The organism is Streptosporangiales bacterium, from assembly GCA_009379955.1.
In the GTDB taxonomy this organism is placed as follows: Bacteria; Actinomycetota; Actinomycetes; order Streptosporangiales; family WHST01; genus WHST01.
The window spans coordinates 1-23,721 of the sequence record WHST01000050.1; the positions used below are offsets into that span (position 1 = coordinate 1).

23 protein-coding genes and 1 pseudogene are annotated in these 23,721 nt (G+C 67.0%); 7 read left to right on the top strand and 17 right to left on the bottom strand.

All coding sequences use genetic code 11. From position 1 onward, the window contains the following. Positions 1–48 precede the first annotated feature (48 nt). The 3 genes from GEV10_16060 to ltrA all read right to left on the bottom strand — a co-directional run bounded on the left by GEV10_16060 (position 49) and on the right by ltrA (position 3,980). A complete protein-coding gene (locus GEV10_16060; protein ID MQA79972.1) occupies positions 49–669 on the bottom strand; it encodes a hypothetical protein in 621 nt (206 codons plus the stop codon). Between the two features lie 222 nt (positions 670–891). Then, positions 892–2,295 (bottom strand): IS1380 family transposase, encoded by a 1,404-nt coding sequence (locus GEV10_16065; protein ID MQA79973.1) that lies wholly within the window; start codon positions 2,293–2,295, stop codon positions 892–894. Positions 2,296–2,516: 221 nt separating this feature from the next. Further along, positions 2,517–3,980, bottom strand: coding sequence for a group II intron reverse transcriptase/maturase (gene ltrA / locus GEV10_16070; protein ID MQA79974.1), 1,464 nt, complete (start codon positions 3,978–3,980; stop codon positions 2,517–2,519). Positions 3,981–4,432: 452 nt separating this feature from the next. On the opposite strand from ltrA, the pseudogene GEV10_16075 reads away from it, so the two are divergent. The 5 genes and pseudogenes from GEV10_16075 to GEV10_16095 all read left to right on the top strand — a co-directional run bounded on the left by GEV10_16075 (position 4,433) and on the right by GEV10_16095 (position 6,648). Beyond that, a pseudogene (locus GEV10_16075) lies at positions 4,433–4,516 on the top strand (transposase). A 127-nt stretch (positions 4,517–4,643) separates the two neighbouring features. Then, a complete protein-coding gene (locus tag GEV10_16080) occupies positions 4,644–4,829 on the top strand; it encodes a hypothetical protein (protein MQA79975.1) in 186 nt (61 codons plus the stop codon). Between the two features lie 299 nt (positions 4,830–5,128). Further along, a complete protein-coding gene (locus GEV10_16085; protein MQA79976.1) occupies positions 5,129–5,791 on the top strand; it encodes a hypothetical protein in 663 nt (220 codons plus the stop codon). 123 nt (positions 5,792–5,914) lie between these two features. Beyond that, complete coding sequence (locus tag GEV10_16090; GenBank protein ID MQA79977.1) at positions 5,915–6,433, top strand: phosphoribosylamine--glycine ligase; 519 nt, start codon at positions 5,915–5,917, stop codon at positions 6,431–6,433. Next, positions 6,430–6,648, top strand: coding sequence for a hypothetical protein (locus tag GEV10_16095; protein ID MQA79978.1), 219 nt, complete (start codon positions 6,430–6,432; stop codon positions 6,646–6,648). Before GEV10_16090 ends, GEV10_16095 begins: the two co-directional genes overlap by 4 nt. 57 nt (positions 6,649–6,705) lie before the next feature. Here the strand turns inward: GEV10_16095 and GEV10_16100 are convergent, their stop codons facing one another. The 12 genes from GEV10_16100 to GEV10_16155 all read right to left on the bottom strand — a co-directional run bounded on the left by GEV10_16100 (position 6,706) and on the right by GEV10_16155 (position 21,461). Further along, positions 6,706–7,590 carry a hypothetical protein gene (locus GEV10_16100; GenBank protein ID MQA79979.1) on the bottom strand — a complete coding sequence of 295 codons (885 nt, stop codon included), beginning with the start codon at positions 7,588–7,590 and terminating at the stop codon, positions 6,706–6,708. A 1-nt stretch (position 7,591) separates the two neighbouring features. Further along, positions 7,592–7,900, bottom strand: coding sequence for a helix-turn-helix domain-containing protein (locus GEV10_16105; GenBank protein ID MQA79980.1), 309 nt, complete (start codon positions 7,898–7,900; stop codon positions 7,592–7,594). After that, positions 7,897–8,244 (bottom strand): diaminopimelate decarboxylase, encoded by a 348-nt coding sequence (locus tag GEV10_16110; GenBank protein ID MQA79981.1) that lies wholly within the window; start codon positions 8,242–8,244, stop codon positions 7,897–7,899. The genes GEV10_16105 and GEV10_16110 overlap by 4 nt, the downstream gene beginning before the upstream one ends. An 861-nt stretch (positions 8,245–9,105) precedes the next feature. After that, on the bottom strand, positions 9,106–10,269 hold the full coding sequence (locus GEV10_16115) for an ROK family protein (GenBank protein MQA79982.1): 1,164 nt from the start codon (positions 10,267–10,269) through the stop codon (positions 9,106–9,108). Beyond that, positions 10,266–12,326: a family 20 glycosylhydrolase gene (locus tag GEV10_16120; GenBank protein ID MQA79983.1), complete on the bottom strand. Its 2,061-nt coding sequence runs from the start codon at positions 12,324–12,326 to the stop codon at positions 10,266–10,268. The genes GEV10_16115 and GEV10_16120 overlap by 4 nt, the downstream gene beginning before the upstream one ends. Continuing rightward, a complete protein-coding gene (locus GEV10_16125) occupies positions 12,242–14,737 on the bottom strand; it encodes a hypothetical protein (protein MQA79984.1) in 2,496 nt (831 codons plus the stop codon). The genes GEV10_16120 and GEV10_16125 overlap by 85 nt, the downstream gene beginning before the upstream one ends. Beyond that, positions 14,547–16,853: a Bacterial alpha-L-rhamnosidase gene (locus GEV10_16130; protein ID MQA79985.1), complete on the bottom strand. Its 2,307-nt coding sequence runs from the start codon at positions 16,851–16,853 to the stop codon at positions 14,547–14,549. Before GEV10_16130 ends, GEV10_16125 begins: the two co-directional genes overlap by 191 nt. After that, positions 16,787–18,457, bottom strand: coding sequence for an extracellular solute-binding protein (locus GEV10_16135; protein ID MQA79986.1), 1,671 nt, complete (start codon positions 18,455–18,457; stop codon positions 16,787–16,789). Before GEV10_16135 ends, GEV10_16130 begins: the two co-directional genes overlap by 67 nt. Before the next feature lie 23 nt (positions 18,458–18,480). Next, positions 18,481–19,365 carry an ABC transporter permease subunit gene (locus tag GEV10_16140; GenBank protein ID MQA79987.1) on the bottom strand — a complete coding sequence of 295 codons (885 nt, stop codon included), beginning with the start codon at positions 19,363–19,365 and terminating at the stop codon, positions 18,481–18,483. A gap of 14 nt (positions 19,366–19,379) precedes the next feature. Then, a complete protein-coding gene (locus GEV10_16145; GenBank protein ID MQA79988.1) occupies positions 19,380–20,393 on the bottom strand; it encodes an ABC transporter permease subunit in 1,014 nt (337 codons plus the stop codon). Positions 20,394–20,526: 133 nt separating this feature from the next. Further along, positions 20,527–20,958 carry a hypothetical protein gene (locus tag GEV10_16150; protein MQA79989.1) on the bottom strand — a complete coding sequence of 144 codons (432 nt, stop codon included), beginning with the start codon at positions 20,956–20,958 and terminating at the stop codon, positions 20,527–20,529. After that, a complete protein-coding gene (locus GEV10_16155; GenBank protein ID MQA79990.1) occupies positions 20,955–21,461 on the bottom strand; it encodes a nuclear transport factor 2 family protein in 507 nt (168 codons plus the stop codon). Before GEV10_16155 ends, GEV10_16150 begins: the two co-directional genes overlap by 4 nt. A 93-nt stretch (positions 21,462–21,554) precedes the next feature. Here GEV10_16155 and GEV10_16160 point away from each other — a divergent pair, with 93 nt between their 5' ends. Next, the gene (locus GEV10_16160) at positions 21,555–21,920 is read left to right on the top strand and encodes a MerR family transcriptional regulator (GenBank protein ID MQA79991.1); all 366 of its coding nucleotides are present in this window, start codon (positions 21,555–21,557) and stop codon (positions 21,918–21,920) included. 203 nt (positions 21,921–22,123) lie between these two features. On the opposite strand, the gene GEV10_16165 is transcribed toward GEV10_16160, so the two are convergent. Further along, positions 22,124–22,591, bottom strand: a complete 468-nt coding sequence (locus GEV10_16165) for a MerR family transcriptional regulator (protein ID MQA79992.1) — start codon at positions 22,589–22,591, stop codon at positions 22,124–22,126. Then, the gene (locus tag GEV10_16170; protein ID MQA79993.1) at positions 22,584–22,952 is read right to left on the bottom strand and encodes a hypothetical protein; all 369 of its coding nucleotides are present in this window, start codon (positions 22,950–22,952) and stop codon (positions 22,584–22,586) included. The genes GEV10_16165 and GEV10_16170 overlap by 8 nt, the downstream gene beginning before the upstream one ends. 185 nt (positions 22,953–23,137) lie before the next feature. Here GEV10_16170 and GEV10_16175 point away from each other — a divergent pair, with 185 nt between their 5' ends. Then, the gene (locus tag GEV10_16175; GenBank protein ID MQA79994.1) at positions 23,138–23,674 is read left to right on the top strand and encodes a nitroreductase; all 537 of its coding nucleotides are present in this window, start codon (positions 23,138–23,140) and stop codon (positions 23,672–23,674) included. Positions 23,675–23,721 lie beyond the last annotated feature (47 nt).

Sequence of the window (23,721 nt, forward strand, 5' to 3'; positions counted from 1 at the left end):
CCGTCAACGCACCCCACCTCGTCGCCCTCGTCCGAACAGGAGCGACCTTCAAGAAAGGCAAACTCGTCGAACGACCCGACGACCAACCGAGTCAGCAGCAAGCTGCATGACACACCTATCCACAGGTATTGACAATTGCTCATGGAGCAGCGGCGCGTAGTGCATCAACGCGACGCGGCAGCGGCTTTCGATCCCATCTCCGTACCTCTCCTCACGGCCCCGTTCGCCGATGATCGGGGCGTCCGGATCGCCAAGCAGGATCCGCACCCGGCAGCCGCTGCCGGCCTTGCCTCGGAGCACGTCGGTGAAGCCGGGCCACTGCTCGTGCAGGAATGCGCCCGCGTAGACGAGGACACCGATCTCCCGCTCGGCCTTCTCGAACAGGGCGCGCCACAGGTCGAACGGTGCGTCGGCGCGTGTCGGGTGGACGGCGACGAGATCGGGGTGCGCACCGCGACGCCGGCGGCCCCTCTCGATCGAGGGCCATAGGTGACTCAGGTCCTCGCGGAGCACAATCGCGGCACGATGCGCCTTCGCGCGGTGCGGGGTTCGTCCGGTGCTCACCCACCGCTCGACGGTCTTGGCGTCGACTTCGACTGCCTCGGCGAGGTCCTGGTAGGTCAGGCCCACACGTACGAGCGCGGCGCGAAGCCGCTCGTTCACAGCCATAGGGACGTTTATACGCTACATAAGACGTCCTCGCGTCGTCCCGGTCCGTGGTTCAACCGTCCTTGATCCGTGGCTAAGGCTTAGCCTCGATCCGTGTAGCCGCTGAGGTGATGGCTTGGTCGCGGGCAGGTGGTGGTAGTTGCCGGTTGGGCAGGTCGTGGCTGCTGGTCTGCCCAGCTTTCCATTTGGTTCTCCGGTCGGGCCTGTGCGGCGGTGGTCAGGTCAGGCGGCTCGTGGTGGTCCGGTGGCGTGGCCGAACACGTTGTGCCAGAAGGTGTTCCAGTGATCGGCCCATGGCCAGTGGGCCGGGAGGTGCAGCATGGGGCGGCGTTGTGGTCGGGCGATCCGGGCGGGGACGGTGACGATCTGGCGGCGCAGGGTCGCGCCGCGGGCGCGTGCATGCTGGTCGCTGGTGAGGGTGCCGGCGGCGCGCAGCAGGTTGTGGGTGATCGCGGCGCAGATCGCCCACGCGCTGTTCGCGGCGAACCGGCCAGACGGCAGGTGCGCCAGCGGTCCGTCGATCAGGTCGGCGAACACGGTCTCGATGATCGCGTGGCGGCGGTGGGTGATGTCGGCCTGCGCGGTCGGCTCGACGCTGTTGGTGAAGAACGGGTGGTACCGCCAGACCGGGAACAGCTCGGCTGCCTTGGCGCGGTCGCGGACTCGGCGCACCACCAGCCGCGCGGTGACCGGGTGGCGGGTGGAGGCGAACGCGGTGAACTCGACTTCGGCGACCTCGGCGTCGGAGATCAACTCGCCGATGTCTGGGTCGACGACGGCACCGGGATAGTGCACCGGTGTCCACTCGGTCTCGGCGATGGTGCCGATCGCCCGGTTCACCGGGCGGTTCTTGGTCAGCACGACCGAGAATCGCGCCCCTGCTTTGATGCAGGCGCGCACGATGGCGTTGGTGCCATATGCCGAGTCGCCACGCACCAGGATCTGCCCGCTGGCCCCGGCGACACGGGCGACGCCGATCGCCTCGCGCACCATCGACGCCGCGCCCTTGCCGGAGCCGGCGCGCCCGGCGCGTAACCGGATCCCGGCGACCACCGGCGCACCCTCGCTCGTGCTGATCGTGGTCGCCAACGGCGACAGGCCCTTACGGAGCACCTGCCGCCCGGCGATCTTCGTGTGTCCATAGCTGGCGCCCTGCTTGGCGTGTCCGAACACCGGACGCAGCAGCGAGTCGACGTCGATGAACGCCTGTTCGGCCAAGCCGGGCAGCAGGTTACTGTGCTCGACGAGGTTCACCAGGTGCGCCCGGGCGACCGACGCCAACTGCAGGCCATGGCCGTGCGTGAACTCGCGCAGGAACTGCCCCACCGTGGCCGGCGCATACACCTGGTCGAACAGCCGCGACATGCCACCGGAACGGACCACGTCCAGATCATCGATGCAGTCCGCACCCGCGGCCATCCCCGCGACGACCGAGGTGAGCTTGCCCGCCGGGTTCACCGCCGCCGACTTCACCCTCGTCGCCCTGATCGCAACCCTGTCCGAGACCAGCTCCGACAGGCCCGCCCGCTCGGCCAGCGCCATCACCGGCACCAACCCCGCGCACGACACCAGACGCTCGTCATCGAAGATCGGCGTGCCATGTGACCACCCATGCGATAGTTTCACCATCAGTGCCTTCTGGATCGGGCCGGATCAGGACATCAACACTCCAGATTCTCCCGACCCAGAAGGCACTTCCTCCATCACCGCGCCGAACGATCAGCTACTCGGTCCGTCAAGTCGGCCTGGGGCGCGGTGCCGGGGTTGCTCCCGGCCCGTTTCCCCAGGCCGCTCGCCGAACCCGGCGTGCGTGTCTCCACGCACCGGGCTCTCCACGGATATTGTCGTTATGCGGGAGTCAAGGCCCACGGCGATGGGATGTTGTTGCTGCGCCAGCGATAGCGGGTCACGGGGACCGCTTCGAGGTTGAACAACGTGGTCCCATTGGCGGACAGCGGTTTCCATGTCCCTTGCGGGGTGGTGAACCGGCGTCGGAAGTCCTTCCATCCCCACCGGTGCAAGGTCCGCAGCCAGCAGGTCACCCGCCACCAGACGAAGTGGGCCAGCCGACCGAAGGTGTGCTTGCACACGGCATGCCGGAAATAGTTGGACCAACCGCGGATGACCTGGCCAAGCCGGGTCAGGACGGTCCCTGGGTCCTGCTGTGACGTCCTGTTCGTCAGTGCACGGATCTTCGCCTTCAACGACCGGATGGGCCGGTCAGCGATGAAGGTGTAGACGTGCCAGGTGTTCGTGCCTGGTTTGCGGCGCCACTGGATGCGGAACCCCAAAAACTCGAACCCCTCGGCCAGGTTCACCACCCGGGTTTTCTCCTCCGAAAAGGACAGTCCCATGGTGGCCAGCACGGCCGCGACATCTTCGCGCAGGTCATGAACATCGTCCTCGGTGCCATGCACGAGTACGGCGAAGTCGTCTGCGTACCTTACGATCCGCCAAGTCGGCAGGCCCTTGGAACGACGCCATGCACGCCGTGAACTGGTGGACATTGTCCCGCCCGGTTGCCACGGCCGGTGAACATGCTCATCGAGCACGCTCAGGGCGATGTTGGCCATCAACGGCGACAGAATCCCGCCCTGCGAGGTGCCGGTGTGGGTGTCCTGAAACCGACCGGACTCGGTCATGATCCCGGCCTTCAGAAACGCCTTCACCAACGCCACGACGCGTTTGTCCTTGACCCGTGCCCGCACCCGATCCAAAAGAGCGGAGTGTGAGATCTGGTCAAAACACGCCTCGATGTCCGCGTCCAGCACCCACTGATAGCCGTGGGTGCCGAACTGGTGTATCTCAGCGATCGCGTCCTGAGCCCGCCGGTTCGGCCGGAACCCATAGGAGACCGGCACGAAGTCGGCCTCAAAGATCGGCTCCAGCACCAGCTTAAGCGCAGCCTGGACCACCCTGTCGGCGATGGTGGGGATGCCCAAACTTCTCAGTTTCCCCGACCCGCCGCGCTTAAGGATCATCCGCTGACGCACCGGCACCGGACGAAACGATCCGTCCTTGATCGATGCGCGCAGATCGTCCAGGAACCCCGGGACACCGATGCTCTGCTCCACGGCGGCGGCAGTGAGACCGTCGACCCCGGGAGTGTTCGCACCGGTATTGCCGGCGACCCGAGCGAACGCCATCAGCAGCGTCGCCGGGTCGTGCACAAAGTTGAACAGGTCGTCGAACCGGCGACCGGGATCGGCCACCGCCCAACGGTGAAGCTTGGTCTGCATACCCGATACCCTGTTCCAAGGTTCACGCCCTGGAGCAGGATCGCCAGGATTCCCTGGCGCGTCTTTCGGCATCGCAGTGTCCTTCCCTTCTCATACCCACTGCCGCCCTTCCCCATGTGACCGGCTCTCCCGGCCTCGGAGTACTACGACGGCTCCGCCCCTTCCCGACCCGATCGGTCGACGGTGGACCCAGCCCGTCCGACCCGCGCTGGCAGCACGGACGGCAGGCAGCATCGGGAAGGTTCCCGTGTTCACTGCTGCTCGCTCGACGAAGGAGGAGCCCAGTTGTGCCCCTGCGGCATCGCCACGGCTAACCCGCAGCACTTCACCGTGGCCTCCCGGCAGCCATCCACAAGACCACCCAGGAGTTCCCCACCGACCAGACCTTCGGTCCGACCAACAGGTGCGCACCGCACCCGGCCCATATCCACCAGATTTGAGCCGGCAAGCCTTTAAGGGACGTAGAAACTGGTTCCTGTCCGTACTCCTCTCCATCACGCTCGCCGGACCCGCACCATCTGGCAGTGCTGACACGTCCCGGCTTTGTCAGGGCTGCTCCCACCCACCCCGGCACCTCCCGGAGCAGGCTGCCCTCAGCTTCACCGCCCTGCTGCGACAGGGTCAGCGGCGAAGGCCTCTCACCTCCTACACAAAACAGCAGCGCCTCACGGCGCACACGGATCGAGGCTTAGGCATGCGACGCGATCTGGTGTGGGAGTGATGAGGATGCACGCGATGGACGATCTGGCTACCGACGACGACCTCGATGCCCAGCAGCTCGCGGCGATGCAGTCTCTCGACGAGGCCCGTCGCGCCGATGAGGTTACGGCATCCGACGCCGTGGTGATCGAGCGAAAGATCCGCATCGGACGAGTCGCCGGAGCGCGTAAGCGCCTTACGGCGGCAAGGCGCCGCACCTGAACCGGTAGGTCAGCCTCGGGGATGACCGGCCCACCGTAGGGCCGCGGGCGAGGCGGTCCCGGCGGGGGAGTGCCGCAGCGGAACGAACGGGTCGCGGCGATGCTGCAGTGGCTCGTCAGGGCACCGGCAACGCCGCGGCGGTGCTCGGTGACGAGATGCTCGCTGTGGCGCATGATTGGTGCAGACCAGGGCGGTCGGCGGGAAGACGTGCGGTGTCGGGCGTGTGGCCGGCCGTGCACGGAGGCGGAGTACTTCCTGGCGGTGAAGCGGCGGCTCGAAGAGAAGGCGGGGACGGCGTCGTGACCGAGCTCGTGGAGTTCTTGCTGGCCCGTGGGCCCGATGACGGCCTGCCGAATTGGGTCGGTGAAGTCGGTGGGCTCGTGGGTACCGGTCTCAGCCTCGTCGCGATCATCATCTCCCTGCTTGTTCGCCACGACAACAGACGCCACACGGAAGAAGCACCAGCAAGGCAGCGGTTGCAGGCCCGGCTCGACGACGTCACGAGGGAGATGGCGGATCTGGTTCCAGCGGTGCAGGCAGCGGGAAGACTCCTCCAGGAGGAGGACGATTTCGCGGCGGCGGTAACGGGGCTTCGTGAGTCCGCAATGACGATCCGGCGATGCGTGGGGGCAATGAGGGAGTTGACCATCCCCCCTCTCAGCCCTCAATTAGAGTCTCTCGGCGCTGCGACGGTTGATCGGGGCCCGGACGGTGAGCCCAGCGTCGCGGACGGGCTGGTCTCCGCCGCTGCGTGGATGGAGCGTGTGGTCAGGTTGCGCAGGGACGTCGAGGACGGCTCGGGCGGCACAGCCAAGGTCCGTGACCTCATGCAGGCGAGTCGAGGCTTGGAGACGACATCACGTCACTTGGGTGTGAAGGTTGGCCGGGCCGAAGAAGCGGCCCTTGTCGTCAGTGACAGTGTCCGGCAGCTCGAGTCACGCGGAATGGGGAAGCTCCCTTGACCGGTTGACCTGCAGCCCGCATGATCCGCGACAGACGGGCAGCACCATTGATGCACAGCCGCATCCGTCGCTTCGTACGATCGTTCACCACCGACTGACAGACCCGAAGCGGCAGGAGGTCGAATGGGTACCGCGGCGCTGGTAATCGCGATCTTGAGCCTCGTCATCGCCGTGTTCTCGTTGGGCTGGCAGGTCGCCGCCTGGCTCCTGGAAACCGGACGCGTCCGGGTGAAGTTGCAGCACGGCGTGGTCGGATGGAATGGGATCGTCGTCGGCGACGTCCACCGGGACGGTCGCCCTCGCGACCTAGCCCCTCTACGCAGTCAGGGCGCCGAGGGCCCCGAGATTCTTGCCATCAAGGTCACGAACGTCGGCCGAAGCCATGTGACCGTCACTCGGTACGGAACCCGAGCGCCCAAGTCCAAGAACGAACTCGTGCCAGTAGCGGACGTGATGGGACCGTCGTTGCCGCACCGCTTGGAACCAGGCGAGAGCGAGACGTGGTGGATGAACATGGACGGGGTGCGCGCACTCGTCCACGCATCTAAGGTCCTCGCGCCACGCGAACGGAGGGTGGACATGTTCGTCGAGACCGGCTTGGGCAGAACGCTCTACACGTCGCGTCGTATCGTGATCAAGTGACCGGAACGACGGCCAGGCTGGGTGTCGATGCGTACGTGCTGGCGGCGTTCCTGTGGCCGGACGAGCAGCCCGAAGTCGGGGCGGCGCGGATCCGGCAGTGGGCACAGCGCGGACACGTCGAGGTCGTGGACTACGCGAGGGCCGGGCGGACGCGGCGGGCGCTGTTCGATCCGGCGGCGGTGGCTCGACACGCCGCCCAGAACCGCACTGCTTGACGATCATGAAACGGGCTGTCACAGTGCGCGTGGATCAGTGCGCCCCGAATCTGGGCACTAGTCCCGTCGTTTGAGCATATACAGGATCACGGCGTACAACAGCCCCAGGCTTCCGTACACAACCGCTGTCTCGAAGACGTCGATGACGCCGTGTACTGAGAGTGCCGCGGTTATGAACGGCGTGGCCAGCAGGAGCCACAGAACTGTCTCCTCGATGGGATCGATCCGGCGCTCGCGCTCACCGTCCGCCTCGTCCCCCGATATCGTGGGGTCCTCGACAACGCGTTCCTGCAGCAGTGGCTCACTCGCGGCCGTCAGCTGGTCGACAAGCTCCTGTACCGCGGTCCCGGTTTCAGGGTCGGACAGCACGTCCTCAGCGACTTCGTTGAGCAGGTCGACGTCGACGTCCTGCACCAGGGCTTCCAGATCCTCCGCGACATCATCGGCATGGTCTGCGAGTGTCGAGAGTGTGCTGGGGTCCTCGCGCAGCGCGGTCCCGATCGTGCGGAGGGCGTTCACCCGGTACGTGGTGCTGAAGACGGAGAGCGCCGTGCCGCTGGAGAGCACCTGGTCGCGGTTGTAGGCGGACATCGCGGTGGAGATGCGGTCCAGTCCAGCGGCGCGCACGGCCATCGAGCTCGTGATCGCCGCAGCGTGTCGCCCGATCGCCGTGATATCTCGGAACTGCGACTCGAAGATCTTCGTGCTGAACGCCTTGTGCGCCATGCCGGCAGAGGCAATGTTGGTCGCCGCGAGGGCTTTGACCTCGGGCATGACGGGGCCGACGATGTGGGACCACTTCGCCAGGTCGAAACCCGACGACTTGTATAACCTCGTCGCGTCGATCCCGAGCATCCGCGCGTATGAATGCCGCCATGGCGCGATGTCGCGTGCGAACTTGCTCGCGATGTCCGCGCCGATCCTCTGGCTGCTTCGGGTCACGTCAGCCGACCACGTGTCGTTCGTCGCCGAAGTCCGCGACGACCCGGAGCCGGCCGCCGAGGGCCTGAACGTATGACTGGATCGTCGCGATCTCCGACCGGCTGAGCTGCCCTCGCTCGATCTGCGACACGCGGCGCTGCGATACGCCCATCTGCTCGGCGACGTCAGTTTGTGTGAGGCCCTGCCGGTTGCGGAGCTCGGCGAGCCGGTGCAGACGGACCTCGGCGAGCATGCGGTCACGCTCGGCGGCGACGGCGTCCTCGTCGACGTCGAGTTCGGCGCGGATCTCGTCCCAGCTGCGAGTGGTCATCGTGTCCTCCTCAGGTGCTCGTCGTAGCGGTCGTCGGCGATGGGGACGTTCTTGCGGTACCAGCGGTCCCAGTTCCCGGCCTTGTCGCCTGCGACGAGCAGGACACCTTGGCGGTGTGGGTCGAATGCGAACAGGATCCGCATCTGGGATCGCCCTCCGCTGCCTGGTCGTAGCTCCTTCATGTTGTGGTGGCGGCTCGTGGTGACGCGGTCGGCGAGCGGGCGGCCGAGCTGCGGGCCCTCGATGCGGAGGACCTCGATCGCAGCGACGACTTGGACGCGCGTCTCGGGGTCGAGGCCGACGAGCCACTGCTCGACTTCCTTGACCGCGAGAACCGTCCACATGATCAGATTCTAGAACGTATGCGTAGTAGTAGTCAAGCATTCTTAGAGTCTGATGCAGAACGCCCGGGGCATCGATCACAACTCCACCCAGGAGACCCCCGTGCCGATCACTGACGTCGACATCCTCTACAAGCTGTTAGCTCTGTGGCGAGATCGGGTGCGGCCATGCTGGCTCGTTCTCGTAATCGAAGTCTGCCGAGAATCTGCCATCGCTCGTGAATCGCAGCCTCGCGGTTAGCCACCCTCCCTTACCCGGTCGGTAGGTGCGTTCGCGGAGCGTCTCCAGCAGGTCATCGAGTTCGAAGCCAGGACTACCGACAGACTCCGCGCGAGCTAAGGCGGACAGCTGGTTACGCGGTAGCGTCGGTGGACGTGAGTTGCTCACACCATGCTCACGGACGCACCAGCACCTATGCGGATCCGGCGGCTTGCCCCAGCACCCAAGTCAGCTTCTGACCTGCGGGGATGTCATTTTCCGGCATCGGGAGGCACGTCCTGAGACGTCTCAGACGTGACTTTTAATCCGCGGGTTCTGGGTTCGATCCCCAGGCGGCCCACCCATGACCTGCACAAACGCCTAGGGTTGTTCTTGGGTGTCTTGATTCGCACTGGTGGTGGTGCCGCTCGCCCGGCTCACCTGGGCCGTCACGATCAGTGGCGCGACCGCGGCTGCGAGAGCGAACGGCACCCTTCCCGTCCAGGTCGTGGCTGTCGTCTGCGTCATCTCCTCGCACGGTTGCTCGTATCCGTGGCCGGCCGGACCATGGTCCGGCGTACTGGTTGCCACACGGTTGCCATGTGGTTGCCGGCATCGGGGCAGGGTGTCGTGCGGTGACGTCGAGCGCCGGCCGCGCCCTGTCGTCAGACGTGGAAGAGTTTTCGATCCATCCAATCCGCGGCGACCTGGAGCGCGCCGCTGCGGAGGCAGGTCGCTCCGAGATCGGAGTAGACGATCCTGGTGTCGCTGTGGAGGGCCGGGGCGAGCGCCTTGCGGAACGCGTCCATGAACACGTCGCCGGCGTTGACGACCTCGCCGCCGACGACGATCACCGGTGGATCCAGGACCAGCAGCTCGCGGACCAGCTCGGCGATGTCGGCCGCGTAGCGGGTGACCAGTGTGCGGGCGCGTCCGCGCTTGGATCTCGCGGCTGCGAAGACGTCGGTGAAGGTCAGCGAGTGCTCCCTGGCATGGCTGCGGATCTCCGCGTTGGTGCCGACCCACGATCTCGTCCGGTCGTCGCCGAAGAACTCGCCGGCGGCGCCGTGCGCCCCACGGTAGAGCTCCCCGTTGAGCACGAGCCCGCAGCCGATGCTGTCGTCGATCAGCAGTCCGACGACATCGGCCGGTCCGGAGAGGTTCCTGTGCTCGGCCAGGGTCGCGAGGTTGGCGTCGTTCTCCACCAGGACGGGGCACCCGAACCGTTCCCGCAGCCGATGGTGTACCTCGTCGCCGACGAGCGAAGGCAGTTCGCCGGAGTTCTGGACCACACCGTCGGCCGACACGACACCGCGCACGCCGGCCACCACGACCTGGAGCTGGTCCGCGGTGAAGGAGAACTCGGCCACCGCGCGGTCGACCGCGGCACCCAGGCACTCCACCGGGTCGGGCTCGCGGTTGAAGTCGGCGAGGCTGACCCGCGACTCGCCGACCACCCGATCGCGAAGATCGGCGATGACCACGGACAGCTCGTGGCTGGTCAGCGTGACGGCCGCAATGCAGCCGGAGCCGGCGGCGAATCGGAACTCGCGCGCAGGTCGGCCGCCGCGGGGCGAGCTCGGATTCTGCGCGGTCTCGATCACCAGGCCGCGTTCGGTGAGGTCGCTGAGGGCGAGGTCGACGGTGGGACGGGACAGTTCGGTCGCCTTGGCGATCGCGGAGATCCCGTGCGCTGCGCCGCTGACTCGGAGGTATCGCAACACCTCGTTGCGGTTGAGGTGCCGCAGCAGGGAGGACTCGGCGCCGTAGACGTCGATGGCCTGCTTGAGCGTCATGGTCGATTGCGCGATCGGCTTTTCGTCCTTCATGGTCGGCGTGCCTCCAGCAGCGAGAGACAGGCGATCGACGTGACGAACAGGTTGTCCCAGTCGCTGTCGATGACCAACTTCAGGTATCGAGCCGGAGTGACCGGGAAGGTCACGGTGTGGGCGGGCTGCTCGTTGGGCAGGATCCCCGACCACACCTGGTGCCAGTCCTGCTGTTCGTCGGCAAGCATGATCCGGATACGTCGAGCCCGCGCCCGGGTGTGGTGGAAGTCCTCGATCACGCCACCGTCCTGGCGCGGCCAGATCGCCAGACCGGCGAGCGGTCGTGGGCCACCGACGTCGATCACGACATGATGTGGCGCGATCGCCAGGTCGCGGTGCTGGGTCACCCACTGCGTCTGCGGGTCAGGACTGAGCACATGGTGAACAGACCCGTCCTCGGCCTTGATCTCCTCACTGCTGACCTCGATGACGCGGCAGGACCGTGCCGAGACCGCGGTCAGGTTGTCGTCGGCGGCTCCGATCACGTCGGCGCGCTCGTAGAACGTCGCAGCCGACGACGCCGGTGGGCCGCCCCAGGTTCGATCCGCGAGGACCTGCAGTGGGCGGTGCGAGAAGAAGTGCACCCACCCCGTGGTCCGTGCCTCCGCCTTGTCCATCCATCGGCCCAACCGGTAACCGAGGAGCAGGTCGTCACTCGGGTAGTCGTCTCGTTCGTAGACGCGCTCGGCGGGCATGTATCCCTCGAAGCCCTGGGGGGACGAGCCGCCCGGCGTGGTGCTGTAGCCGGGGGTGACGTAGTTGCTACCCCAGTTGACGCCGACGGTCTGGTAGCCCTGACGGGAGAACTCGGCCGGGTCGCCGTCCAGCCACTTGCTGATCCTGATGTCCTTGCTCGGTGCGATGCTCACCGGCTGACCGCCGTAGCACCACCACTCCCAGATCTCCGCCCGCTTGCCGCGCTCGCGCAGGGCCACGGCGAGGTCGTTGACGAAGTCGACCAGCACGTCGCCGGCATAGCGCAGGCCCTTGGAGTGTGCGTACGCGAGCAGCACCGGATCCTGGTTCTCGCTGGTCTGCAACGGGAGCTCGTCACTGCCGATATGGATGAACTCGCCGCTGAAGACGTCGGCGAGCTCCAGGACGAGCCGCCGGACGAAATCCCGAGCGAAGTCCGAGGTCATGTCCAGTGTCCAACCGCCGCCCTGACCGCCGGGCCAGCCCGCGTAGTCCATCGCCGGTGACCGCAGCCGGAGCCGCGGCTCGTAGCGGGTGAGCCAGACGGCGTGACCGGGAAGATCGATCTCCGGGACGATCCGCACGCCCCATTGTGCCGCGTAGGCGTCGAGTTCACGCAGTTCCTGCTGCGTGTAGTGATCGACCGATGCCAGACCTGGGAACTCGAGGCTCTCGAATCGGAATCCGTTCCACTCGGTCAGGTGAAGATGCAGGCTGTTCAGCTTCATCCAGGCCATCCGACGGACCTCGGATCGCAGGTACTCCATCGGCAGGAACTTCCGGCCCACGTCGATCATCTGCCCCCGGACCGTGCAGCGCGGATAGTCGAACGCCTCACCCTGTGGCAGTGCTCGTCGTTCGGGATCCTGCTTGAGGAGCTGGACGAGCGACTGGCAGCCGTACAGCAGTCCCGACCGGCTGGACGCGACGATCAGGACCGTGTCGTCGATGTGGAGCCGGTATCCCTCCTCCGGGATGTCGTGGCGCTCGGTGTCGAGGACGATCCGGACGACGCAGCCGGACGTCACCGCGCCGGAGACGACCCGGGGACGGTGTCCGCACAGCCGTTCGAGATCGCCGGCCAGCAGCCCGGCCACCTCGCGAGCGCTCTCACCGGAGCAGCTGATCGTGAACGGTGGCTCGAGCAGCAGCCGTCCCGGACGCGGGGTCCAGTGGCGGAGCGACGGTAACGTCGCCGGGCGATCCGGCGGGTCGAGCAGCGGCCCGGGCTCGGTCCGATCGCCTGTCTTGCCGTCCGAGTGAGACACACGACTCCTTACTCGATCACTGGATTGCGCAGGTGGATCCACGCTTCGACCAACCCCCACGAAGCCATGGAGCGGGCGTAGTGATGACCGCATTCGACTTCGTCGAACGGGTTTCGCCGTCGTCCGTCGTAGCGATCCCGGACATCGACGACCGTGCGGTGCGCGAGGTCCTGCTCGCCCTCTAGCAGCAGCCCGATCGCCGCGGAGTACTCGAGACCGGTCCACACCTCGGCCCAGTAGGGAAAGGGAAACGGCAGCTCGCGTCCTCGTGGGTAGCTGGCGTTGACGAGACCGCGTTCGTCGCCCAATGCGTAGCAGCGCCGCGGGTTGACGTGGTCGGCGACGCCATCGAGGCGGTTGTGGTGGGCGATGCAGCGCAGTGCGGTCGCGATGTGATCGGGATCGAGCGGGATGCCGAGACCGCTGAGCTTGGCCATGGTGACGCCGGCCAGCTGACCGCTGGTGCAGCCCGTGCCGATCTGATAGTGCGGCTGCAGGGGATCGGAGCCGCCGGGAGTATCGGTCTCCATCCGCAGTCCGTTCGCGATCCGCGAACCCGGGGCGGGTGGCATGATCGCCTGCTGGTAGTACTCGCCGTTGAAGAGGTGCTCGTCCATCCAGCGGCAGCCCGAGGCCAGCAGTCGCCGGCAGTACGAGGCGAACTCGGGCTCGGCCATGACGGTGGCGAGCTCGGCGGCCGCGGCGAGTGCGGCCAGGTACCACGACTGCACCTCAGGCGTCGGACCGTAGTACTCGACGTCCATGGTGTTGTGCTGGCAGCCCTCCATCACGCCGTCCCGGTCGGCGTCCCACCCGCCTTCGACCCAGGCGAACTCGAGGGAGCGGCGGACCGCGGGCCAGAGCTCACGGGCACGGGAGTCGTCGCCGGAGCGGCGCCAGGTGCGGTAGAACCGCAGGATCGAACCCATCTGCCCGTCCGCGGCCGCGAATCCCCAGGTCGCTCCCTCCAAGTGGCGGGGGAGTCCGGCGCGGAACGCCATCAGGCCTTCGTCGTCGAGCGAGTCGACGAACTCTGTCTCGCGCATCGACCACGCCAGGTCGGGGAACAGGGCGATGGTGGCGTACTCGTAGTTCCAGACGTGGGTGCAGTTCCCGTGGCAGCTTCCGGCGTCGTCCTCGGTCCCCTCCCAGCCGTAGAAGCGGCCGTCGGCGCCGCGGAAGACGGTGTTGGACTTGAGCACGGAGAGATTGGAGAGCGCTGCGTCGGCCATGGCCGGCGGCATGCCCAGGGCGATGACGGATCGAACGAATCGGACCGACTCGTGCAGGAGATCGGGGAGTGCTCGTCCGAAGTTCCTGGCGCACTCTCCCGCGTCGGCCGCCCGAGTGGCGTAATGGTTGCCGACGAGGTGCTGGCTGGGACGGTCGGTCTCCCGCAGTCCGTGCGTCCAGGCACGACGGTACGGGAAGTGCCAGGCGATGACGAAGTCCAGTGACGCTCCGGCCCCCGGCTCGAGAACGTCGGTCAGGACGAGTGAGCCGACGGGATCACGATCATGGCGTACGTGGTCGCTGACTGCGCCGTCGTGACCGAAGTCCTCCCAGAACTCGGCCAGCGCATCGCCGGATGGGGCGTCGAGCCATCGGGTGCGGAACGAGTCTGCCTGCCTGCCCGGCGTATGCAGTGCGATGGTGCCGTCGGCGGGGGAGCCGTCGCGCCGGGGGTTGCTGCCGAGGAGGACGCTTCCGTCTCGGTGACGGTCGTGCTCGAACCGGGTGCCGGGCCAGGCCGGGGAGTTCAGGGTGGCGCCGATCAGGTTGGGCATGTTGCCGACGACCGCCACCGTCTGGCGCACACGGGTCGGGTTGGTCAGCCGCACCCGGTAGAGCAGGGCGGGGTGGCCGGATGCGTCCGCGTCGCCGGGAACCAGGGGATTGGCGACCTCGACCGCCACTCGGAGCGGAACTGCCGGATCGGCCAGCTCGATGCGTGCGAACGGGTACGCCGCCGAGAACGTGCAGTCGTGGAAGCGCGGGAGCCCGGGCTGGGGGCTCGGACTGCCGTGCGGTCCTTCGTATTCGTGGTCGAACAGCCGTCCCTCCAGGACGCGGGTGTCGACGGTCCCGTCGGCGCCGGCGACGTGGAGCGCGAAGAACAGATGCCTGGGCGTGAACCCGTGGGCTGCCGTGTTGGCGACCTCGACGTCGACGAGCCGGCCGCGGCCGTCGACACTGATCGCTCCGGTGCCGAGCCCGCCCACCGGGAATCGGATCCGCCGCCGAGCGTCTCCCCGATAGTCCCGGACCGTGGGCCAGTCCGAACCGACCCGCCCGGGATCGGCGGGGTACCTGTCAGCGCTGTGCTGTTCGATCGGCATGGGACTCGGCTTCTGGTATCGGGCGGATGATCTCGTGCTGTCCACCGCCGACGATCGTGCGGTGGCCGTCGGGCGTCTCGATCGTGCATCGCGATTGCGGAGGAATCTCCACCTCCAACTGGAAGGTGTCACCGTCGATCGTCCAGCTGCTGGCGAACGTTCCATGTGCGGTTCGGTAGCTCGCCTGGGCCGCGGTGATGCCGCCGCACGGTTGCGGGCGGACGATCAGCTCGCGGAAGCCACGGCTGGTCGGAGCCTGTCGCAACCCGGCGACATGGGAGTAGAACCAACCGTCGACGGCGCCGAGCATGAAGTGGTTCTGGCTGATGCCGTACGTCGGCCCGTCCCAGGTCTCGGTGAGCGAGGTCGCGCCGTGACGCAACATGTAGCCGTAGCCCGGCCGGTCCGACTGGCACGCGAACCGGTAGAGCGTCTCGTGGCGATCGTGTGCCGCCAGGACATCGATCAGGGCCGGGAGACCGACCTCGCCGACGTCGACGAAGAACTCGTCGGAGGCGATCCGCTGTTCGAGCCGGTTCACGACCGCGACCGTCCGGTCCGGTGGCACGATTCCGTACCGCAGCGCGACGGCGATCTCGCCGACCGTGTCCGTGCCGACGGTCGAGTCGTCGTCGTTCCAGAACTCGGTGCGGACGCGTGCGGCGATGCGGTCGGACTCATCGCGCCAGCGCGCGCTGTCGCCGAGGTGGCCCAGCTCGCCGGCGACCTGCGACAGGACCGACAGCATCCGTGCCAGCGATGCGGTCGCGACCAGCGGGACGGCGCGCGCCTGCGTCCCGTCCCAGTCGCCGAGGCCGTACCGCACCAAGCCGTCGACGCGGGAGTCGAGCAGGTGTCGTGCGTATCGGGTCATCGCTTCGTAGTTGTCGTGCAGGACGGAGAGATCGGCGTAGCACAGGTGGAGCTGCCAGGGCACGTGGACGACGGCGCCGCCCCAGTTCACGTCACCGCGCCAGGGGTCGGGGAACGGGTCCCATTCGGGGACGTACAACGGCAGGTGGCCGTCGGGTCCTTGGGCCTCCCTGATCAGCAGCATCGTGTTCGTCAGGAGCGCCTGTACGTCGTAGTTCCACTGCAGTACGGGGAACGCGAGGTGGAGCTCCTCGAGGAAGCAGAGCTTCTCGCGGTGCGGGCAGTCGGTGAAGACCGAGTACATGTTCGAGGTGACGGCCCGGTGCACGATGCGGTGGATCCGGGTGAGGGTGGGATCCGAGCACGAGAACTCGCCGGTGGCTCGCGCGTCGGCCGAGATCACGAGCCCACGCACGTCCTCGACGCCGAGCGGCTCGTCCTGGCCGGAGACCTCCAGGAAACGCATGCCGTTGTAACAGAATCTCGGGTGCCATGTCAGTGGGCGTGGCCCGGATCGGACGGCGTGATACACGGGGTCCCATCCCTCGGTCCGGGCGTCGATCGTGCCGTCGTCGTGGAGGAGCTCCGCCGGCCGTAACGTGACTCTGGAGCCGGCGGGGAGATCCACCTCGGCCCAACCGGCGAAGTTCACACCGAAGTCGACGATCTGGGTACCCGCGGCGACGTCACGGATACCGATCGGATCGATCACCTCCCGTACCCGCAGCGGCGGTGTCGTCTTCGCGCTGACCGTGATGCCCGCGGGTGTCGCGGCGGCGACGGCTCGCGGCCAGGCGCGCACCCCGGCGACCGAGGTGTCCAGGGGTACGCGCGCGTCGAAGTCCTCGCCGCCGGTCCAGTTCGACGACCGGGTCTGTCCGAGGGTCGCCCCCCACTCCGTGTCGGTGACGACCTCGCGCGTCGTTCCGTCAGGGTAGGTCAAGGTCAACGAGGCGCAGGCGGCGAGGTCGCCGTGGTCGCTGATGATCTTGGTCCACCGGTCGTCGTGCCGCTGGGAGCGGTACATCCCGGTGCCGAGCTCGATGACCACGACGTTCTCGCCCTCGGTGACCAGAGGGGCGATGTCGTAGGTGCAGTACTCGACGCGCTTCGCGTAGTCCGTGTAGCCCGGCTCGAGCAGATCGGCGGATACGGGATGGCCGTTGACGCAGGCGACGAAGACACCGAGGCCGCTGATGCGGAACGTGGCGGAGCTCGGCTGTCCCGTGCAGGAGAAGCCGGCTCCGAGCACCGGAAGCGGACCGGCCGGATCGGCCTTCCACTGGGCCGAGGTGATCCAGACGGCTCCGAGCGTCGGCGGACCGTGAGCTTGCGTGTCGCTCACAGGTCCGCCTCGAACTCTTTCCGGATCTTGTCCCCGCCCCTGCTGCGCCAGCGCTTCCGCCATTCGCCGAGCTCCTTGACGGACCGCCGCCCGGTGATGATGCCGTACAAGTAGTCGTTGTTCAGCTGGTCGAGCGCCGCCGCCTGGCGCACAGCGGTCTGGGAGACCAGGCTGCTGGTCGGGTTCTTGATCGACAGCGGCACGGCCTTCTCGATGCTCGCCTGCGCCGCAGCCGCGGCCTTGGTGTCGCCAGGAAAGAAGAGGACGCCCTCCAGCGGCTGCACCAGGTACGAAGGGCCGGCGACCTCGGTCAGCGGTCGGTCGCCGTCCACGGCGGTCGGAGTGCCCCGGTCGTCGTAGGTGAAGTGACGTCCCTCGATCCCGTAGTTGATGAAGGTGTGCTCCTCGCTGCCGAACGGCGCGCACCAGTAGTCGATGATCCGGAGGAGCTCCTCGAGACGCTTGGTGTTCTTGCCGACGGCCGAGGGAATCGCCGCGATCCCGAAGTATCCGGCGGCCTGATGGACGACGGGATCACCACCGTCGTGGCCCGAGAGGGCAAGCGGCGCCACCTCGACGTCGGGATCGTTCTTCCGCAAGGTCGGCAGCATGTTGCGGTAATGGGGGGCGATGCCGGCCGGCATCAGACCGATCCGGCCGGACATGAAGAGATCCTGCGCGTCGAGGACGGGATACGTGGCTGCGTCGGGGTGGAACGCCCCGGCCTTCCACAGCTCGACGAGCCAGGCCACCGCCGCCTCGTACTCGTCGGTCTCGATCTCGTGGGTCAGCCTGCCGTTGTCATCGACGCGCCAGTCGTTGGGGACCCGGAACATCTGCGTGGCCAGGATGACGCCATGGTCGAGCCTGGCAAGGCCCCAGGTGCGGCCTTCCTTCTTGCCGCGGTGAGATCCCTTCGTATAGGCGGCGAGCAGCTCCTTGACCTCGTCGGCATTCTGCGGAGGATCGGTGTATCCCAGGTCCGATGCCCAGTCGGTGCGATACATCTTCTCCTCGTTGACGAGAGGAAGCACCCGCGGGACACCGAGGATCCGGCCGTTGATGCTGGCGTTGCGCCAGGCGTAGGTCGGGATCCGGGCCAGGTTCGGGTACGCGTCGACACCCGACCCCGCGAGAGTCTCGCTGAGGTCGGTGAAGGCGTTCTGCTGCATCGTCTTCACGACGCCGGGCGCGATGCTGCGCTCGATCCACGCGATGTCGGGAAGATCGCCGCTCGCCATCAGCGTCTGGACCTTCTGCCCGTACGAAGGGCCCGCGGCGTAGGCCGGGCGGAGCTGGACGCCGAGCCGCTTGTTGAACTCGGCGAGCCACGGGTTGTCCGATGGCGGCGGTGCCTGCTCCAGGACCTGGAAGGTCGAGACCTCCCCTCCGCGCCCCGGCGTCTTCGCGACCGACCGAACCTGCTGCCGCGGATACTGGCTGTAGGCCGGCGATACGCCCTCGATGTCGCTGATCCTGGCGCCCGCGATCTTGTCGGGGGGTCGGTAGTTGGGCGCGGTGAACCTGGAAGTCCCGTTCGAAGCCTCGCCGGTGCCCGGTGCCTGCGTGCGGCACCCACTGACCAGCGAGAGCCCGACGCCGGCGCCGAGTGCCAGCAGAGTGCGTCGGCTGAGGTCTGCGCTGGATATCGATGTGTGCTTGGTCATTGCCACTCCTGCTGGTCCGGCGATCAGCCCTTGATCGCTCCGGTGAGAACGCCCTTGGTGAAGAACCGTTGGAGGAACGGGTAGACGACGAGGATCGGAAGGGTCGCCAGGACGACGACCGCCATCTGTACCGACTTGGCGGGTGGGGGCGGTGCAGCCGGGTTCTGCAGCTGGGTCAAGGGCGTCCCTTGCAGGACGTACTGGTTGAGCACCAGCTGCACCGGCCACTTGCCGGTGTCGTTGAGGTAGATCATCGCGTTGAAGAAGTCGTTCCAGTACGCGACGCCGTAGAAGAGGGCGACGACGGCGATCACCCCCTTGGACAGGGGAACCATGATCTGGCTGAGGATCCGCCAGTCACTGGCCCCGTCGATGCGGGCGCATTCGAGCAGCTCGCGCGGGATGCCCTGGAAGAAGTTGCGGAGGACCACCATGTTGAAGGCGCTGATGGCTCCGGGGAGGATGAGCGAGGCATAGCTGTCGAGGAGGCCCAACCCCTTGACCAAGAGGTAGTTCGGGATGATGCCGGCACCGAAGAGCATCGTGAACAGCACCACGTACAAGATGACCTTGCCGCCGGGCACCTCCCTGGTGTTCATCAGCCCGTAAGCCAGCAAGATGGTCAGCACGACGCTGAGGAGCGTGCCGACGACGGTCACTCCGACACTGACCATCATCGCCCGGAGCACGATCCCACCGGACAGCACCGAGGCGTACGCCTCGAGCGAGAACCCGGACGGGATGAGCCCTCCGACACGCGAACGGCCGTGAGCCTCGGCGAAGCTCTGGACGATCACGTACAGGAGCGGATAGACCATCACGACGACGGTCACGGCGAGGACGACCGTCTTGAGCACCGTGGATGCCAGCGACGGCTGGTTCCACCTGGGTCGGGTCAGGACCGGCACGCGTCGGGCGCCCATCAGAAGGCACCCTCTCCACCGAGTCGCTTCGCCGCCCAGTTGGCGCCGAGCACCAGTACGGTCCCGACCAGACCCTTGACCAGGCCGGCGGCCGTCGCGAGACCCCAGTCTCCGCCGAGGACCCCGCGGTAGTACACGAAGGTGTCGAGGACCTGGGCGACGTCGGCGCCGACGGCGTCCTGCTGCAGGATGATCTGCTCGAATCCGACCGTGAGCACCGAGCCCAGACGCAGGATGAGCAGGAGGACGATCACGGAGGTGATCCCGGGGAGGGTGATATGCCACATGCGCCGCCACGCTCCGGCCCCGTCCACCGCGGCTGCCTCGTACCGCTCGACAGGCACCAACGTCATGGCGGCGAGGAAGATGATCGTTCCCCAGCCCACCTCCTTCCAGATGACCTGGGACGTGATCAGCAGCGCGAAGGTGTCGGGGTTGGTCATCAGGTTGGCGGGGTCTCCTGTCACCCGGGACAGCAGGTCGCTGATCGCACCGGTCCCGCCGAAGAGCGCCTGCCAGATGGCGACGACGATCACCCAGCCGATGAAGTGCGGCAGGTAGACGACCGACTGGATGAACCGCTTGACGCGGTCGCTGAGGATGCTGTTGAGCAGCAGGGCCAGGAGGAGCGGCGCCGGGAAGGCGAAGACGATCTGCAGCACGCTCAGGACGAGGGTGTTGACGAGTGCGTCGGCCACCTCGGGGTCGGTGAGCAGTCGGGCGAAGTTGTCCCATGCGACCCAGGGACTCCCCCTGATCCCGAGGAAGGGACTGTAGTCCTGCCAGGCGACCGCGTTACCGAGCAGTGGGACGTATCGGAACACGACGAAGTAGATGAGCCCGGGCAGGATGAACAGATAACGCCAACGGGCTTGCCAGAGTCGCCGCCTGAGCTCCCGTTTCCGACGCGGTCTCTGCTGCACGCCCCGCCCGGCCGTCGACGCCCGAGCAGGTGATGGCGCACCGGCATACACGGCAATCCTCTCGGCCGAGGTCTCTCGTGCGTGCCCCATACAACAGGTGAGGGGTGAGGATAGTCAAGACGGTTACATATCCGGTCTTCATTTCACGGGAGGAGCTCGTCCCGAGAGTTCTCACCACTCCCGTGCCTGCCGGTTTGAGGTGACGGTTTGCCAGTCGCGCAGATCAGAAGGCCGAACCCTTCAACGAGGTCTCCATCGCGTCCAGCATTCCGTTGACGCCAGCTATCGCCTCGGTGTGGTCGCCGCCAGTCCCGACGTTGCGGTAGCTGAGCCGGGTATGACCCTCGCCCAGGTCGTCGAGGGTCAGCGTCACCTCCTCGGGCGGGTCGGTGAAGAGGAACCGCACCATGCGGTCGGGCTCGATGTCGCCGTACCGCGCGGCGAACGGGATCTCGTCACCGTTCTCCGGGGAGACGAGCACGCCGGCGATCGCGCCTCCCGGCCGGGGGTCGAGGCTGATCTTGGCCGCGGGGGTGTCGAAACCCGGCACCACGAACCAGCGGGCAAATAGCTCCGGCCTGGTGAAATGGACGAACACCTCGTCCGGCCCAGCGGGCAGCTCACGGGTCACGACGAAGCCGTCGGCGCTGATCATGGTCTGCCCGTGATGACGGTCGGATCTCCGGTGAACCAGACGCAGTCGATGGAGACCTCGCTCATCCGCCACAGCTTGTCGTCGCGGCGGGCATGGACGGCGTACATGTTCTTGAGCAGGGCGTGACGCGAGTGATCGCCGGTCGGCAGATGCTGCGCCTCAACGAGTGCGGTAAACGATGCGATGCCGTCGTCGATCTGCACCCGGGTGTTCGTGACGACATGTGTGGTGTCGATGTGAGTTCCGGGATCCATGATGATCGAGGTGATCATGTCCCTACCGGTCATCAGAGGCACCTCGATGCCGCACTTCGCCGCTGCAGCGCGGAAGTCGAGCACGGCGTCTTCGGTGAACGCCGACTCGAACAGTTCGCGAGCGCCTGCGTCATACCGACGATCCTGGGCCAAGCCGAATCGCAACAGCGCATCGACCACCGCGCTTGCCTGGGTGATGTCCGGTCGCGTGGTCGTCGAGGTGGTGATCTCGGGGTCCAGTCGAAACATCGTGACTCCTTCACGTCGATTGGCGATGCCTGTGGTCCGATGGCACGATAAAGGTGTGCACCGGTGTCAAGGTCAACCGATGGCAGGAGGGCTATGCGGGTTCAAGAGCTCGCCGAGCTGACAGGAGCCTCAGCTCGCTCGGTGCGTCACTACGATCGCGCCGGTCTCCTGGCCTCGCGCCGACTGGCGAACGGGTACCGCGAGTTCGATGGCGCGGCGATCCAGCAGGTTCGCACCATCAGACGGCTGATCGCTTCCGGCCTGACCATCGGCGACATCGTGACGCTCCAGCCGTGCCTGACCGCGCGGGGTGAGTTCGACGGCTGCGACGATGCCCGCCGCATACTGGACTCCCACATCGACCGTCTCGAACGCTCACTCGAACGCGATCGGCGCACCCTGCGGCTACTCGACGAACGCCGGCGGAACATGGCGCCTCGGCACGTGCTCCAGTCATAGCAACCCCCCGGCCTCGTCACTGGCCTACCCCTTTCCGTCGATGCACTCGCGCAACGCGAAGGGTGCCTGCCCGTCGGAGTGATGCTCGACGTCGAGGTCGTGGCCGGCGGTCGCGACCGCTGGCGGCAGCAGGGCAGGCATTCATCGGGGCCGCGGTGAGCGCGACACGGCGGCGTCGGACTCGTGCTTGGCTGACCGGCCGTCTACCGTGCATCAGACCCACGTGGCCGCGTCCCAGGACCGTCGGCGTGGTCGGCGAGGTCGGCGAACGGGAGCGGACAGTGTGGACTGTCGGCGCAGGTGATCAGGTCGTCACAGCCGGCGTCCAAGGCGGCGCGTAACCGGTCACCAATGAGCTGCAGGTCGGCGATCTTGGCCTCGACCTCGGCGAGCTTGTCCCGTGCCCGATCCTGGAGGCCCTCACCGGTTTGGTCGCGGCGGCGGCGATGGTGGTGGTGCATGCCGATGGTGAGCAGGTCGGCGACCTCGTCGAGGGTGAACCCGAGCCGTTGGGCAGCCTTGATCACCCGCAGCAGAGTCACGGTCTGTGGCGGGTAGTCCCGGTGTCCGCCGATGGTGCGTTCGGGCGCGGTGAGCAGGCCGCGTCGCTCGTAGTAGCGCAGGGTCTGTCGGTTGATGCCGACCGCCTGGGCGACCTGTCCGCTACGCATCCTCGCCACCGGCGTCGCGGGCCAGTGTCATTGCTCGGGCGGCGAGCGCGTCGAGCATCTGACGGTGGCCGGCGGCCACGGTGACGTCGAGATGCAGTGTTCCCGCGGCGGCGGTCAGGGTGAAGGTGAAGAACGAGCAGCACCCGGTCTCGCGGACCGTCAGGTCGGCGACGCGTGCGGCGACCGCTGCCGTGGCGTCCAGTTCGAACCGCAACCGGGTGTCGTCGATCTGCTCGAGGTGCTGCACCGCCTGGGCGAACACCTCGTCGAACTCCGCTGTCCGTACTGGCTGTTCGACGGTGGGCAGCGTGCAGCTGTGCGGGACCCACGATCCGGAGATGTCCAGTTCTGAAGAAGTCATGTCTCGACGGTAAACGTGTACCCAGGTACCAGATGCAAGTCCCCTGAACGCTGCCATGCAGCCTGTCACGCTGCCTGGCCCGGCGGCCCAGGGAATCCACGTCGCTCGTACACGTTGGCAATGACGTGGAGACGGACGGAACTCAGGCGAGGCTGCATCCGCTGCTACGCAGTCGCTGGAGCCCCATGACATTCGACCTGGCGCACGAAGCCGACCCCGAGGACGTGGAGGTCCTGCTCGAAGCCGCGCGCTGGGCGCCCTCGGCGGGCAACTCTCAGCCCTGGGCGTTCATCACCGCTCGCCGCGACGATGCCATCCACCGATGCCTCGTCCGCCACCTGGCCAAGAGCTCCGCACGGTGGGCGCCGTCGGCGAGCATCCTGGTCGTCAACCTCAGCCACCGCTGGGTACAGGACACCGACTGGCCCCACTCAGAGTTCTCCCACTACGACCTCGGACAAGCGGTCGCCCACATGACACTCCAAGCACAAGCAATGGGACTCGCCTCCCGCCAGTTCCGCGCCTTCGACCGCGACGCCATCGCCAACGAGTACAACGTGCCCGAGCACTGGGAGGTCACAACGATGACCGCGATCGGACGAACACCGCGCGGCATCACACCTCACGCCCCGGTCCTTCCCGACGGGAGAGGAGGCCCACGAACACGTCGAGGGGCAACCGAACTCGTCTGGCACCGAACGAACACCCCCGGCATCTCCTGATGTCCGTTGTGGCCGCGAAGGAGGCATCATCTAGTGTCCTGCGTCGC